This is a genomic window from Streptomyces sp. NPDC029292 (assembly GCF_055569295.1).
Genome location: NZ_JBVHXR010000003.1, coordinates 196,052 through 209,426 on the forward strand (window position 1 = coordinate 196,052; position 13,375 = coordinate 209,426).

Genomic DNA, 13,375 nt, shown 5'->3' on the forward strand with positions numbered 1-13,375 from the left:
GCTGAGCACCCCGTTCAGCCGGGCAGGACCGCCGCCCGGCCCCGGACCTGGCCCGCCTTGAGCGCCGTCAGCGCCTGTGCCGTCTCCTCCAGCTTGAACTGCTCGACATTGAGCCGGAGTTCGCCGGAAGACAGGCGTCGTACGAGATCCTCCGAGACCTCGCGGGCCCGCCGCTCCTGCCGGATCATGTTGACGGGCAGCAGCGCCACATCGTCGAGGAGCCACGAGGGCAGGTCGAGTTCGACCCGCGCCCCGGTGACGTAACCGATGGAGACGGCGCGTCCGCCCTGGCGCACCCAGCGGCTGCGCCCGATGAGGCCCTCGCCGCCGAGCGTGTCGACGAGGAGCGAGGCCGTACGTTCCTTGGCGCGGCTCTCCATCTCCTCGACGACGACGGGCTCGACGCCCTCGGGCACGTCGTCGAGCTGCCCGGCACGGCCGACGACGCCGATCACCCGGGCGCCCGCCGCCCGCGCCTGCTGGGCGATCATGGAGCCGACGGCGCCCGCCGCACCGACGACGATGACTTCCTCGCCCTGCTCGACCTTGCCGACGTCGTGCAGCGCCACGTACGCCGTGGTGGCGGGGACGAAGAAGCCCGCCGCGACCTCGGGAGGCAGCGGCGCCGCAAGCGGCATGACCACCTTGCGCGGCACGCTGACCCGCTCGGTCCACGTGCCGTCGCGCAGCAGGCCGAGCCCCGCGCCGCGCAGGACGACCTGGGTGCCCGGCGCGAGCGCGTCCGGGCCCTCGCCGTCGGACTCCAGGACGACGCCCGCACCCTCGACACCGCCGATGTAGGGCAGGTTCGGCTTCATGCCGAAGGTGCCGGAGGCGACCGACACATCGAGGTGGGCGACCGCACCGGCCTGCACCTCGACCAGGACATGGCCCTCCTCGCGCACCGGCTCGTCGACCTCGTCGAGGACGGGGTCCGTGCCCCAGGCGTGGAACCGCGCCGCGCGCATCAGAAGGCCGCCTTACCGAGGAAGGCGAGGCTGAGCTCGTTGTACCGCTCCGCCTGCTCGTGCTGCGGCCAGTGCCCGCACGCGTCGAACAGCTCCAGCTGGGACCCGGGGATCGCCGCGTGCATCGCGGAGGCCTCCGGCACCTCGCCGAACGGGTTCTGCCGACCCCACACGATGAGTGTCGGCTGGGTGATGCGGCCGAGTTCCTCGGGGCGCAGCAGATTGCGCTGCCTGCGCTCCATGTCCTGCAGGGACAGCAGGTTGTCGACGCCCGCCACGAAGTCCGGCTCGTGGTAGATGGCGTGCCGGACCTCGACGAGTTCCTCGGTGGCGTCCTTCTCGTCGGCCATCAGCAGCCGCAGGCGCTTGCGGGTGAGGTCGACGTCGTCGCTGGTGACGGCCTGCCGGGTGCTGGTGCGGATACGCTCCATCACCACCGGGTTGGCCACCGTGCCGCCCGCGCAGGCCAGCTGGAGGCTGCGGACGCGGTCGGGGTGGAGCACGGCGGTGCGCGCGCCGACCCAGCCGCCGAGGGACTCACCGACGATGTGCGCGCTCTCGATGCCGACGGCGTCGAAGTAGGCGAGGAGGTGGTCGACGTAGTCGCTGATCTCGTACGGCTTGTCGGGCTTGCCCGTGTAGCCGTGGCCCAGCATGTCGATGGCGTGCAGGTCGTACGCCGCGTGCGCGGTGATGTTGCGGGAGAACGCTTCCAGGTGGCCGCTGGTGCCATGGAGGAAGACGACGGTCTGCGCGCTGGGGTCGCCCGCCCGCAGGGTGCGGGTGCGGACGCCGCCGGCGTCGACGTACTCGACGCGGAAGGCCGTGGGACTGATCTCGGTCCAGATACTCACGGGTGGGACTCCTGTGGTGAAAAAGGCGGGGATGCGGGTGTGTGGCCAGGGGGCGGTTCAGGCCGCCGTCACGGAGTCGAGGAAGCCGGAGACAACCGAGTGGTAGGCCTCGGGACGCTCCTCCTGGAGGTGGTGCGAGGCGTGGTCCATCACATGGAGGCTTCCGCCGGGCACCATGCGGGCCAGCATCAACGGGTAGTCGGGGGTGAGGAACGCGTCCTGCATGCCCCACGCGAACAGCGTCGGGGCCTGGATGCGGCCCAGCTCCTCGGTGAGGTCCTGCCAGTCCCCGCGAGGTGAGTCGGACATCGCGGCCAGCGCCCGCTCGCCCTCGTCGAGGCTCTGCTCGTAGCGCAGGTCGAGCGTCTCCTCGGGCAGCTTGGCGCCGTCGTACCACTCCAGCGAGGTGATCAGGTCGCGCATCTTCTCGCGGGTCGGGCCCTCGCCGCCGTAGTAGACGTCACGCGCGTTGCGGCCGCGCCGGCCGCCCTCGGGCAGCGGGGCGAGCGGCCCGTAGAACACCGGCATGCTGCCGGTGACCACCAGGGACCGGACGCGCTCGGGGTACTTCGCGGCCAGGTTCAGCGCGATCGTGCCGCCCCACGAGTTGCAGACGAAGTCCGCGCGCTCGACGCCCAGCGTGTCCAGGAGAGCGACGGTCTTGGCCGCGTGGTGGTCCCACATCGGGCCGGCGATCAGCGACTTCTCCGACTTGCCGTACTGCTGGATGTCGACGAGCAGGCAGCGCCGGTCGGCGGCGAACAGCGGGGCGACGGGACCGAAGTCGCTCCACGCGGTGCAGCCGGGGCCGCCACCGTGCAGGAAGACCGTGTCGGGTCCTGAGCCGAGGTCGTGGTAGTGGTAGCGGACTCCTGCGCCGTCGGCGTAGCGGCTCTCCGGTGATGGCGTCATGCCCGTCGTCCTTTCGTGAATGCTTCGTGGCGCACCGGGCGTTGCGTCCCGGTGGCCCTGTGCCCGAGCCCACCATCGGGGCCGGACCACGACCAAGGCCGCTGTCCCGCTGGGCGGACCGGCGGCGCGGTGCCGTGGCTGGTCTGATGGCCGTGCAGGTCTGATGGCCCGTGCAGGTCAGCGGCCGGTGAAAGCCGCAGGGCGTTTGTCGAGGAACGCCTGCAGCCCCTCGGCCGCATCAGCGGTACGCGTCAACTCCGCGACGCCCTTCTCCTCCTGGCGCAGCGCCTCCTCGATGGGCAGCCCGTACCCGTCGTCGACGACGCGCTTGAGCAGCGCCACCGCCGCGGTGGGCTTCGCGGCGAGCCGCTGGGCGTGCTCGGCCACCCGCGTCTCGAACTCGTCCGCGTCGACGACGAGATCGACGAGGCCGAGCTCCAACGCCCGTGTGGGGGCGAGCCGTTCACCGTCGATCATCAGCTTCTTGGCCAGGTGTGGCCCGACCAGGCGCGGCAACCGCTGGCTGCCGCCCGCGCCGGGGAACAGCCCGAGCGCGATCTCCGGGAAGCCGAAGCTGCCGTCGGCGTGGAGGATGCGCAGGTCGCAGGCGAGCGCGAGTTCGGCGCCGCCGCCCAGCGCATGCCCGTTCATGGCGGCGACAACCGGCTTCGGCGCGAGTTCGAGGATCCGCTGTACGTCGATCCAGCGCCGCATCTTCGCCTGGTTGCCGTCCGACAGGTCCCGCATCACGGCGATGTCGGCGCCCGCGACGAAGAACCGGCCGGTGCCCGTGATGACGAGGCAGCGGACCTCGGGATCGGCGACGAGGGGCGGGAGTACGGCGAGGAACTCCTCGATCATCGCGGGGTTGACCGCGTTCGCCTTGGGCCGGTCGATCCGGATCGTCGCCACCGCGCCGTCGCGGGTCACCTCGAGAACCGTCGCTGTCATGTCGTACGTCTCTTCCAGTAGATGTGCATGTCGTACGGGCCGCCGTGCGCGTTCACTCCAGCACGCCGGACGCGGACAGCTCCGCGTACTCCTCGTCGCTCAACTCGAGCAACTCGCCCAGCACTTCACGTGTGTGCTGACCGAGGAGAGGGGCCGGACGGGTCAGCTCACCGGGGGTGCGGGCCAGACGCGCGACGATGCCCTCGTGCCGGACCGGCCCGGCCATCGGATGATCAAGCCGTGGGTAGAAGTCACGCGCCGCGAGCTGCTCGTCGTGCTCGACCAGGTCGCGCCCGGTCGCCACGACGGCCGCCGGTACGCCCTCGGCCTGGAGCCGCGCGGCGAGCGCCGACGCGTCCTGCCCCCGCGTCCAGTCCGCGAGCGCCGCGTCGATGGCGTCCTCGTTCCCGCGCCGCTCGTTCAGGTCGCCGTCGCCTGGCAGCTCCACGAGCTTGGTCAGAGCGCGCCACTGCGCGTCGTCCTCCACCGCGATCGCCACCCACCGGTCCGTGCCCGCGGCCGGATAGACCCCGTGCGGCACCGCGTACCGGGACCGGTTCGGGTGCTCAGCGGTCCGCGGGTCGGGGGTGTCCGAGGGGAGCTGCGCCTCCAGGACGGCCGGTCCCATCGTCGAGGCCATGGCTTCGAGCTGGGAGAGGTCCACATGTCCGCCGCCGCCCCGCTCCAGCAGGTCGAGGGTGGCGAGCACGGCCGCGTTGGCGGCGACCATGTCACCGAGCCCGAACGTCAGGCCCTGCGGCGGGCCGCCCGGATCGGCGGTCTCGCTGGTCAGGCCCGACATGGCGGCGAGTGTGTCGGCGAAGGTCACGGCGGTGCGCCAGGGCCCGGTCTGCCCGACACCGGCCATCGACACGAGGACGACGTCCGGGTTGAGCTCGCGCAGCGACGCGTAGTCCATGCCCCACTTGGCGAGCACGCCCGGACTGAAGTTCTCCACGACGACATCGCAGTGCGGCACCAACTCCCGTAGCAGGCGCTGCCCTTCGGAGGTACGCAGATTCAGGGCGACGCTGCGCTTGTTCCGGTTGAAGTTGAGGAAGTAGCCGCTGTCGTCGGGCCCGGCGCCGGGCCGCAGCCGCATCGACGGGGCGAACCGGGTCGGGTCCTGCCGATGGCTCGACTCGACCTTGACGATGTCGGCGCCGTGCTCACCGAACTGCTTCGTGACGTAAGGGCCGGCGAGCACCCAGGTGAGGTCGAGGACGCGTACGCCGTCCAAGGCCCGAGCCCGGCCGCCCTCGGGCAGTCCGCGCGGTCGGCCGTGCTGCCAGGGCGCATCGGCCGGGGCCTCATGGATCGTCCGGAGCTGGACGGGGCGCTCTCGCGCGGCCCAGGGAAACCCGACGTCCTCGACGCCCTGCGCAGGCATGCCGTCACCGGAGACGGTGGCGAAGAACCGGCGGTCCCGCAACTGAGGATTGTCCGGCAGCCGTTCGGCGGGTGTCACCTCCGCCCACGGCAGGGCGCGAGCGCGCGCCTGTCCGGCGATCTCGGCGGCGGGCAGGGCGGCGGCGAACCGCTGCACGATCTCATCGACGTAGGGGCGGCCTTGCCACCGGAAGACGGGGTCGCTCCAGCGGTCGTCGGTGAGGTCGCCGGCCTCACCGCGCTCCACCAGCCAGGCCAGCAGATCCGTCCACATGCGGTCGCTGCCCGAGTAGCCGCCCGCCACATAGCCGTCGGCGGCGGCGAAGACCCGGTGGGCCACGTGCTCGTACACACCGCCGTTGCGTACGGGGTGCCGCTCGGCGTGGATCCAGGAGATGGCCGCCGTCTCCAGGGTGGCGGCGACCGCCTCCTGAGCGGAGACGTCCACGAGCTGCGGAGCGCCCGAACGCACCGCGAGGAGCGCGGCGATCGCCGCGTGCGCGCCCGCCAGTTGCAGGGCCTGCTCGCGGGGCGGCGGCTTCGGCTGCCCGTCGGCGCGACCGCCGAGCCAGGCCATCCCGCCCGCCGACGCCAGGACGAGATCACCGCCGAGCCAGTCGCGCCGGGGCCCGGTCAGGCCGAACGGGGTCACCACCACGTGTGCGGTGCCGGGCCAGCGCGACGTGCCGTCGGCGCGTATCCCCCGTAGTTCGGCGGCGGGCCCGCTCTCCAGCACAATGTCGGCCGCCGCGGCGAGCGCGTCCACCTCGGCCGGGCCGCGCGCCCGCGTCCAGCGCTTACCGGCGTGCCAGTGCGCACGGGCGGCCGGCGGCAGCTCCTCACCGGGCTCTGTCCGCAGCACATCGGCGCCGAGGCCGACGAGCAGCCTGGCTCCTTGAAAGGCCAGTTGGTCGGTGAGGTCCAGCACGCGCAGCGGTGAGCGCTCTGCTGCCACAGCGTCTTCTCCTTGGGTGGGCGGGTCGAGCCGACGGCGCTCGACGAACCGCAGTGCCTGGCCGTAGCCGGTCAGGCCCTACGCTCCGGGCGCCGCACCCACGATCGCCGCCTGCCGGAACGACGGCCACGACGCTGTCCCGCTCACCGGACCGGTGCCGCGACGGACACCGACCGCCCCTGCCCCGACCGCCCCTGCCCCCGACCGCCTCTGCCCCGATCGCGACGGTTCAGGCGGCGGCGCGCCGGTCCACCGCCTGGGCGATGCTCTCGGCCGCCGACTGCAGCTCCGGCAGCAGCCGGTGCACCACGACCTGGCCGGCAGGCGCGGTGACGGAGATGGCGGCGTGGACCGTGCCGTCGTGCCCGGTCACCGGAACGGCGAGGCTCCCGTAGCCGACCAGCACCTCTCCGATCTCCACGGCGTAACCGCGCTCCCGCACCGTGCGCAACTGCTGCTGGAGGTCCGCCACTGACGCGACCGACCGAGAGGTGGGCTGTGTCAGACCCGACCGCGCCAGCCCCTCGATGCGGTCGTCGGCGCCGGGTGACAGGGCGAGGAGGACCTTGCCGGTGGCCGTGCAGGAGGCGGGGAGCCGGCCGGCCACGTGTGACGTGGTGTGGAGGTTCGCCCTGCCCGCGATCTTCTCCAGGAAGAGCACGTGCAGTCCGTCGAGCACGGCGAGGTGGATGGTGCCCCGGGTCCGCGCGAACAGATCGGTCAGCGCGGGCCGGGCCGCCGACCGCAGCACCGCGGACGCCGGGACCCGCTGCCCCAGCTCGAACATGCGCAGACCGAGCTGGTAGACGTCACCGCTGCGCTCGAGGAGCCCCCACTGGACGAGCTCCGTGGCCAGTCGATACGCCGTCGCCTTCGGCACCCCGGAACGTCGGCTCAGTTCCGTCAGACCCAGCCGGCTGGAGTCGGTCTGGAAGGCACTGAGCAGGAGCTGGGCCTTCCCGAGCACCGAACGCGGATACTCCGCTTCGTCCGCGGGTACGTCGGGCGACTCGTCCAGTAGGCGGGGTGTCGACAAAGGATCCTCCTCGGGGTCCTGCCCTGGCGATCTTGAGGGCTTCCCCATGGATAGCACCGAAGAGGGTGCGGCGACAGACCACAAATGAGGTGGTATCGCCCGCACATCACCCACGCTCCACGTTCCCCACCCCAGGTTGTCGTTTCCCTGTGCTGTGCGCCGCGGTCCGCTCAGCGGGATGAGCCGCTTGTCGGGCCGGTACGCCGGCCGTGTACTTGGCCCCTTCCCCGAAGCGCTTCCCACCGGTCGACCCAGCCGGCGTCGCGTGGCCCTGGGCCCCAGGGCATCAGGCCCCCACGCGCGGGCCAAGGCCATCGAATTCCGTAAGGAGAGGCAATGACCCAACAGACCCTGGCCGAGGCGGGGGTGACGCGCCCCGTGCAGGCACTCCCGGTCCGCCGCGTCGTCGCCGCCTCGCTGGCCGGCAACTTGCTCGAGTGGTACGACTTCTTCCTGTACACGACGGCCGCGTCCATGGTCCTCGGCTCGGTCTTCTTCCCCTCCGGAAGCCATCCCCTGGTCGCCACCATGGCCGCGCTGTCGGGACACGCCGTCGGCTTCGCGGCGCGGCCGCTGGGCGGCATCCTCTTCGGCCACATCGGTGACCGCCGGGGGCGCCGAACCGCCCTCCTGATGACCCTCACGATGATGGGCGTGGCCACGTTCTGTATGGGCCTGCTCCCGTCGTACGGGACAGCGGGCATCGTCTCTCCCGCCCTCCTGGTGCTGCTGCGCGTGATCCAAGGCGTCGCGGCGGGCGGTGAGTGGGGCGGCGGCGTCCTCATCATCACGGAGAGCGTCCCGCCGAACCGCCGGGGCTTCCTCGGGTCCTTCAGCTCGGCCGGCATCGGTCTCGGCTTCGTGCTCGCGGCGCTGGCTCTGCTGCTGGCCGAACAGGCGACGGGCGACGCCTTCGGAGCATGGGGCTGGCGGCTGCCCTTCCTCGCCAGCGGCGTGATCTTCGCGCTTGGCCTCTATATCCGCAGGAACCTGGGCGAGACCGAGAGCTTCGAAGAGCGCGCAGGGAACGACGACGCGGTGCGCGCACCGATCAAGGAAGTACTGCGGCGCCACCCCCGGGAACTGATCACGACGGTCGGTCTGCGCTTCGCCGAGAGCGGCGGCAGCTACATCTTCATGTCGTTCTCGCTCGTCTACGGCAAGCACATCGGCCTCGACTCCAGCACCCTGCTCTGGGCAAGCATTCTCGGGATGACCGTGGACTCGCTGATGATGGTCGTCTTCGGGCGGCTCTCCGATCGGCTGGGCCGCCGACCCGTGTACATGGCGGGCGCCGTCGGCATGGTGCTGTGGTCGGTTCCGTTCTTCCTGCTCATGGACGTCGGAACGATCCCCGCCGTACTGACCGCCTTCGTGGTCGCCCATGTCACCATCGCCGCGATGATCGGCGTCCAGCCCGCCTACTTCACCGAGCTCTTCAGCACGGAGACGCGCTACTCCGGGATGGCTCTCGGCCACGAGATCGCCTCCGCCGTCGCCGGGGGTCTCTCCCCGGTGATCGCGACAGCCCTGCTCGCCGCCTACGCGGGCTACACTCCCGTCGCCCTGTTCACCATCGGGCTGACCCTCGTCACGGTGATCACGCTCCTGTTCACCCGGGAAACACGGACAGCGCCCGTCACCGACCGCCCCGGTAAGGACCCGGCGAACATCTGAGTCCGCAGCAGGGCGCACCCTCCGGGGCGAGGAGAGGGTGCGCCTTGAGCTTCCTCCCGCGCTTCGCCGCCGAAGTCATGCTTCCGGGGATGGGTGAACGGCTTGCTGTCGGCCGGACCGGGATTCACGCTCGCCGGCGCGTCAGCGCTCATGACACCCGGGAGGCGGGCCCCCGGCCCGGTGCTCATGGCAGACCGGGGTCGGGGTCCCGCCGGAATCGTCGGGCCCAGCTTCGCACCGAGGCCCGCGGCCCGGACGCGCCCATGACCGCGACGAGATGGCCGCCCTGGTCCGCTCGATCAGTGGCCTCGCCGCTGTCGTACGCAACGTCGATCGCGCGGACAAAGCGGAGATCTACCGGTAGCTCGGCCGCAGCCTCACCTACCGCCCCGGACAACAAAAGTGAGGGTCGAGATGATTCTCGACCCTCACTCAGCGGCAACCCATCGGCTACCAGTATGTGTCCGAGGGGGGACTTGAACCCCCACGCCCGATAAAGGGCACTAGCACCTCAAGCTAGCGCGTCTGCCATTCCGCCACCCGGACAAGGTGTCTGTCGTGCGGGGTTTCCCTCGCGGCGACAGAGGAAACATTACCAGGCTTTCGAGGGCCCCTGATCACCCCCCGTCGCCGCGTGAACGGCGTGTGACGGGCCGGGTCCGGCCTTGGGGCGCGCGGGGTGTCGGAGAGAGGATGAGGGGGACCACCAGCAGTGACAGTGGGAGGAAGCAGCGTGAGCGAGTCGAACACGGCCAGGGGCGTCTCTGGCGAGGACGAGGTCGTGGACCTCTGTCGCGAGCTGATCCGGATCGACACCAGCAACTACGGGGACCACTCCGGGCCGGGCGAGCGCAAGGCAGCCGAGTACGTCGCCGAGAAGCTCGCCGAGGTGGGCCTCGAACCGCAGATCTTCGAGTCCCACCAGGGGCGCGCCTCCACGGTGGCCCGCATCGAGGGCGAGGACCCCTCCCGGCCCGCGCTGCTCATCCACGGCCACACCGACGTCGTACCGGCCAACGCGGCGGACTGGACCCATCACCCGTTCTCCGGAGAGATCGCGGACGGGATGGTGTGGGGCCGCGGCGCGGTCGACATGAAGGACATGGACGCCATGACGCTGGCGGTCGTGCGCGACCGGCTGCGCAGCGGGCGCAAGCCGCCCCGCGACATCGTCCTCGCCTTCCTCGCGGACGAGGAGGCGGGCGGTACGTGGGGCGCGCGGCACCTGGTCGACAAGCACCCGGACCTCTTCGAGGGCGTCACGGAGGCGATCGGCGAGGTCGGCGGGTTCTCCTTCACGGTCAACGAGAAGCTGCGGCTGTATCTCGTCGAGACCGCCCAGAAGGGCATGCACTGGATGAAACTGACCGTGGACGGCACCGCCGGGCACGGATCGATGATCCACCGCGACAACGCCATCACCGAGCTGTCGGAGGCCGTCGGCCGGCTCGGGCGGCACAAGTTCCCGGTCCGGGTGACCAAGACACTGCGCCACTTCCTCGACGAACTCGGCGACGCGCTCGGCACCGAGCTCGACCCGGAGAACATGGACGAGACGCTCGCCAAGCTCGGCGGCATCGCCAAGCTCATCGGCGCCTCCCTGCAGAACACCGCCAACCCGACCCAGCTGGGTGCCGGTTACAAGGTCAACGTCATTCCCGGGCAGGCGACCGCGCATGTCGACGGGCGGTATCTGCCCGGGTACGAGGAGGAATTCCTCGCCGACCTGGACCGGATTCTCGGTCCGCGCGTCAAGCGCGAGGACGTGCACGCGGACAAGGCGCTGGAGACCACCTTCGACGGAGCGCTGGTCGACGCCATGCAGACCGCGCTGTCCGCCGAGGATCCGATCGCCCGCGCCGTCCCGTACATGCTTTCGGCCGGCACCGACGCCAAGTCCTTCGCCGATCTCGGCATCCGCTGCTTCGGCTTCGCCCCGTTGAAGCTGCCGCCGGAGCTGGACTTCGCGGGCATGTTCCACGGTGTGGACGAGCGGGTGCCGGTGGACGCGCTGAAGTTCGGTGTGCGTGTGCTCGACCGCTTTATCGACGCGTCCTGAAACGGCGCGACGCGAAGCACTGAGTCCTGAAATCGCCCACTGAAACGAAACTTCACTATTCGCCAGCCTGTGCGGAATCGACTGAGAAGAGTGAATGCGACCATAAGCTCGTAGCTCCATTACTCCTTCCTCGTTACAGGTGATGCGATCCGCTACTTGGGATCGTATTTGCCAACAAGGAGGAATAATGATCAAGAAGGTCGTCGCTGCTGTGGCTGCCACTGGTGGTCTGGTTCTCGCGGGTGCGGGCCTGGCCGTCGCCGACTCGGGTGCCCAGGGTGCCGCGGTGCACTCCCCGGGCGTCGTCTCCGGCAACGTCATCCAGGTGCCCGTTCACGTCCCGGTGAACGTCTGCGGCAACACGGTCTCCGTGATCGGGCTGCTGAACCCCGCCTTCGGCAACACCTGCATCAACAAGTGACGTTGTGCCTCACCCCATGAGGGACACCCCATGAGGGTCACTTCGTGAGGGTCTGAGTCCGTCGGCCCCGGAGTACGCGCCATGCGCTCCGGGGTCGACCGGCTTTCCGCGCACGCGTCCGTGGGGGGTGTGCGCCTTCCGGATGGTCCAAGCCAAGGGCTAAGGCAGGGATATAGCTATGCGACAGGTCACCCGCAAGGGCCTGATGACCGTGGCGGCCGCGAGTGGCGTACTCGCCGTCACCGGCGGTTACGCACACGCCGACTCGGGTGCGAACGGCTCCAGTTCGGACTCTCCCGGCGTGCTGTCGGGCAACACGGTGCAGGCGCCGGTGCACGCGCCGGTGAACATCTGCGGCAACACCGTGAACGTCGTCGGGGTGCTCAACCCGGCGATGGGCAACAAGTGCGTCAATCACGGCGGCGGCAGCAGTTCGTCCGGGGGTGGAGGCTCCCACTCGGGCGGCGGCTCCCAGGCCGGCGGCCACGCCAGTGACTCGCCGGGCGTCGGCTCGGGCAACCACGTACAGGTGCCGGTCGACGTGCCGGTCAATGTCTGCGGCAACAGCGTGAACGTGGTCGGAGTCGGCAACGCGGCGGCGGGCAACGAGTGTGCGAACGGGGCCGGTGGCGGTCACTCCACCACTCCGCCCGGCGGCGGTCACGAGACGCCGCCTCCGGGCCAGCCCGGACAGCCGGGCCAGCCCGGACAACCCGGTAAGCCGGGCACGCCCGGCACACCGGGTCACCCCGGGAACCCGAGCACGCCGTCCACCCCGGGCGGGTCCTCGCACGTCAACCACCCGGGGACGCAGTCCGTCACCCAGCCCGAGGGCACTGCGCAGCTCGCCCACACCGGCAGTGACCTGCCGCTGGGGATCCTGGTGCCGGCCGGCGCGGGCGCGCTGCTCGGCGGTGCCGTGCTCTACCGCAGGGCGCGATCGGCGGCGTAAACCGGCACAGGTGTGACCACCACGCCACACACTTCCCCTGTGGCGCGAAGAACGGAGCGGGCCCCGCACTGGCGGGGCCCGCTCCGTTTCAGCCTCTTCCGCTCACCACGTGGCGCGCAGCTGGCGGATGATCCGCCGGCGCAACCGCACCTTGCGGCTTCCGTCGCGCAGCAGGCTCAGGCGGTCCAACTCCCAGTGTCCGTACTCGGCATGGTCGGTCAGCAGACGTGTCGTTTCCTTGCGCGAGACCCCACGCGGTACGTACACGTCGACAAATTCGTATTCCGGCATCGCATCTATTGTGCGGGCAGAGCCCGTGTACGGATAGCGTCTGCACTATGTCTGATGCTGTGCAGCCCACCGCTGCCGAGGTACGCGCCGCCGCCGAGGCGGTCAAGACCGCACTCGACCGTCACCTGGCCGCGGTCGAGCGCAGGACGGGCGATGACGACCCGGCCGTCTATGAGGCGTTCAACGAGCTGGCCGCCGCGGCCGAGGAGTACGACGAGCTTCTCTATGACCGCTATGACGAGGTCACCCCCTTCGAGATCCCCGGTACGGAAGACACGCTGCCTCCGTACACAGGCCCGGAGGAACCGAACGCGCTGAGTGTCCTGATCCGCCGGGACTACGCGGTGGTGGAACCGCAGCGACTGCTGGCGCAGGCCCAGCGGGTGGAGGCCGTGGAGGAGAACGGGGCCACCGCCAGCGCGGCCTTCGACGCGGCGGCCGGCACGATCCATGGGGCGCTCGGGGTCCTGTTCGGCGAGTTCGAACCGGACGAGATCGCCTCCCGGCACAAGGAGTTCGGTCTGGAGGAGGGCGACTCGACACTCTGGGTGACCGCCGCGGACGAACCGGCCGACCCCGGCGAATGGCTGGAGGCCCCCTTCGAATCGATCGACCCGCAGCGCGTGGTCTGCCGTTTCGACGTCAGCGCGGTCTTCGACGAGGAGTCCGAGGACGACGACCTGGGGGACCTCGGCCCGGACGCCGAGGCCGACGGGGGGCTGGACGACGACGGCGATCTGGAGCCGCTGGACGCCGATCGCTGAGTCCGCTGTACGGGGGTGGGGGGGGGGGGGGGGGGGGGGGGGGGGGGGACAGGGGGGGGGGGGGGGGGGGGGGGGGGAAGGAGAGGGAGCGGCAGAGGGGCGAGGGAGGGGTGGGGGGGGGGGTGGGGGGGGAAGGGGGGGGGGGT

Annotated in this window: 12 protein-coding genes and 1 tRNA gene; 5 read left to right on the forward strand and 8 right to left on the reverse strand. The window is 70.9% G+C overall.

Annotation, left to right across the window (positions count from 1 at the left end):
• Positions 1 to 14: 14 nt before the first annotated feature.
• From ACZ4WS_RS09130 to ACZ4WS_RS09155, 6 genes are all read right to left on the reverse strand, one after another.
• Positions 15 to 968: a quinone oxidoreductase family protein gene (locus ACZ4WS_RS09130; protein WP_467978639.1), complete on the reverse strand. Its 954-nt coding sequence runs from the start codon at positions 966 to 968 to the stop codon at positions 15 to 17.
• Positions 968 to 1,822, reverse strand: a complete 855-nt coding sequence (locus tag ACZ4WS_RS09135; RefSeq protein ID WP_467978641.1) for an alpha/beta fold hydrolase — start codon at positions 1,820 to 1,822, stop codon at positions 968 to 970. The genes ACZ4WS_RS09130 and ACZ4WS_RS09135 overlap by 1 nt, the downstream gene beginning before the upstream one ends.
• A 57-nt stretch (positions 1,823 to 1,879) precedes the next feature.
• Positions 1,880 to 2,734 (reverse strand): alpha/beta fold hydrolase, encoded by an 855-nt coding sequence (locus ACZ4WS_RS09140; RefSeq protein ID WP_467978642.1) that lies wholly within the window; start codon positions 2,732 to 2,734, stop codon positions 1,880 to 1,882.
• A gap of 177 nt (positions 2,735 to 2,911) precedes the next feature.
• Positions 2,912 to 3,685, reverse strand: a complete 774-nt coding sequence (locus tag ACZ4WS_RS09145) for an enoyl-CoA hydratase/isomerase family protein (RefSeq protein WP_467978643.1) — start codon at positions 3,683 to 3,685, stop codon at positions 2,912 to 2,914.
• Positions 3,686 to 3,737: 52 nt separating this feature from the next.
• Positions 3,738 to 6,029, reverse strand: a complete 2,292-nt coding sequence (locus tag ACZ4WS_RS09150; RefSeq protein WP_467978644.1) for a CaiB/BaiF CoA-transferase family protein — start codon at positions 6,027 to 6,029, stop codon at positions 3,738 to 3,740.
• A gap of 229 nt (positions 6,030 to 6,258) precedes the next feature.
• Positions 6,259 to 7,065, reverse strand: coding sequence for an IclR family transcriptional regulator (locus ACZ4WS_RS09155; protein WP_467978645.1), 807 nt, complete (start codon positions 7,063 to 7,065; stop codon positions 6,259 to 6,261).
• Between the two features lie 336 nt (positions 7,066 to 7,401).
• On the opposite strand from ACZ4WS_RS09155, the gene ACZ4WS_RS09160 reads away from it, so the two are divergent.
• The gene (locus ACZ4WS_RS09160) at positions 7,402 to 8,742 is read left to right on the forward strand and encodes an MFS transporter (RefSeq protein ID WP_467978647.1); all 1,341 of its coding nucleotides are present in this window, start codon (positions 7,402 to 7,404) and stop codon (positions 8,740 to 8,742) included.
• Between the two features lie 461 nt (positions 8,743 to 9,203).
• Here ACZ4WS_RS09160 and ACZ4WS_RS09165 read toward each other — a convergent pair.
• Positions 9,204 to 9,288: transfer RNA gene (locus ACZ4WS_RS09165), tRNA-Leu, on the reverse strand.
• 187 nt (positions 9,289 to 9,475) lie between these two features.
• Between ACZ4WS_RS09165 and ACZ4WS_RS09170 the strand changes: the two genes are divergently transcribed.
• The 3 genes from ACZ4WS_RS09170 (at position 9,476) to ACZ4WS_RS09180 (ending at position 12,174) form a co-directional block, all read left to right on the forward strand.
• A complete protein-coding gene (locus ACZ4WS_RS09170) occupies positions 9,476 to 10,801 on the forward strand; it encodes a M20/M25/M40 family metallo-hydrolase (protein ID WP_467978649.1) in 1,326 nt (441 codons plus the stop codon).
• A 187-nt stretch (positions 10,802 to 10,988) separates the two neighbouring features.
• Entirely contained in the window at positions 10,989 to 11,222 is a 234-nt protein-coding gene (gene chpH / locus ACZ4WS_RS09175; RefSeq protein WP_189187827.1) for a chaplin ChpH, read from the forward strand.
• 178 nt (positions 11,223 to 11,400) lie between these two features.
• Positions 11,401 to 12,174 (forward strand): chaplin, encoded by a 774-nt coding sequence (locus ACZ4WS_RS09180; protein ID WP_467978651.1) that lies wholly within the window; start codon positions 11,401 to 11,403, stop codon positions 12,172 to 12,174.
• 102 nt (positions 12,175 to 12,276) lie between these two features.
• Here the strand turns inward: ACZ4WS_RS09180 and ACZ4WS_RS09185 are convergent, their stop codons facing one another.
• Positions 12,277 to 12,465, reverse strand: a complete 189-nt coding sequence (locus ACZ4WS_RS09185; RefSeq protein WP_037661951.1) for a DUF5703 family protein — start codon at positions 12,463 to 12,465, stop codon at positions 12,277 to 12,279.
• Between the two features lie 47 nt (positions 12,466 to 12,512).
• Here ACZ4WS_RS09185 and ACZ4WS_RS09190 point away from each other — a divergent pair, with 47 nt between their 5' ends.
• Complete coding sequence (locus ACZ4WS_RS09190) at positions 12,513 to 13,229, forward strand: hypothetical protein (protein ID WP_467978653.1); 717 nt, start codon at positions 12,513 to 12,515, stop codon at positions 13,227 to 13,229.
• Positions 13,230 to 13,375: the final 146 nt, after the last annotated feature.

Coding starts and splice junctions, on each gene's coding strand:
- chpH (WP_189187827.1), top strand. CDS start 10,989: ATGATCAAGAAGGTCGTCGCTGCTGTGGCTGCCACTGGTGGTCTGGTT.
- ACZ4WS_RS09160 (WP_467978647.1), top strand. CDS start 7,402: ATGACCCAACAGACCCTGGCCGAGGCGGGGGTGACGCGCCCCGTGCAG.
- ACZ4WS_RS09190 (WP_467978653.1), top strand. CDS start 12,513: ATGTCTGATGCTGTGCAGCCCACCGCTGCCGAGGTACGCGCCGCCGCC.
- ACZ4WS_RS09180 (WP_467978651.1), top strand. CDS start 11,401: ATGCGACAGGTCACCCGCAAGGGCCTGATGACCGTGGCGGCCGCGAGT.
- ACZ4WS_RS09130 (WP_467978639.1), bottom strand. CDS start 968: ATGCGCGCGGCGCGGTTCCACGCCTGGGGCACGGACCCCGTCCTCGAC.
- ACZ4WS_RS09140 (WP_467978642.1), bottom strand. CDS start 2,734: ATGACGCCATCACCGGAGAGCCGCTACGCCGACGGCGCAGGAGTCCGC.
- ACZ4WS_RS09145 (WP_467978643.1), bottom strand. CDS start 3,685: ATGACAGCGACGGTTCTCGAGGTGACCCGCGACGGCGCGGTGGCGACG.
- ACZ4WS_RS09185 (WP_037661951.1), bottom strand. CDS start 12,465: ATGCCGGAATACGAATTTGTCGACGTGTACGTACCGCGTGGGGTCTCG.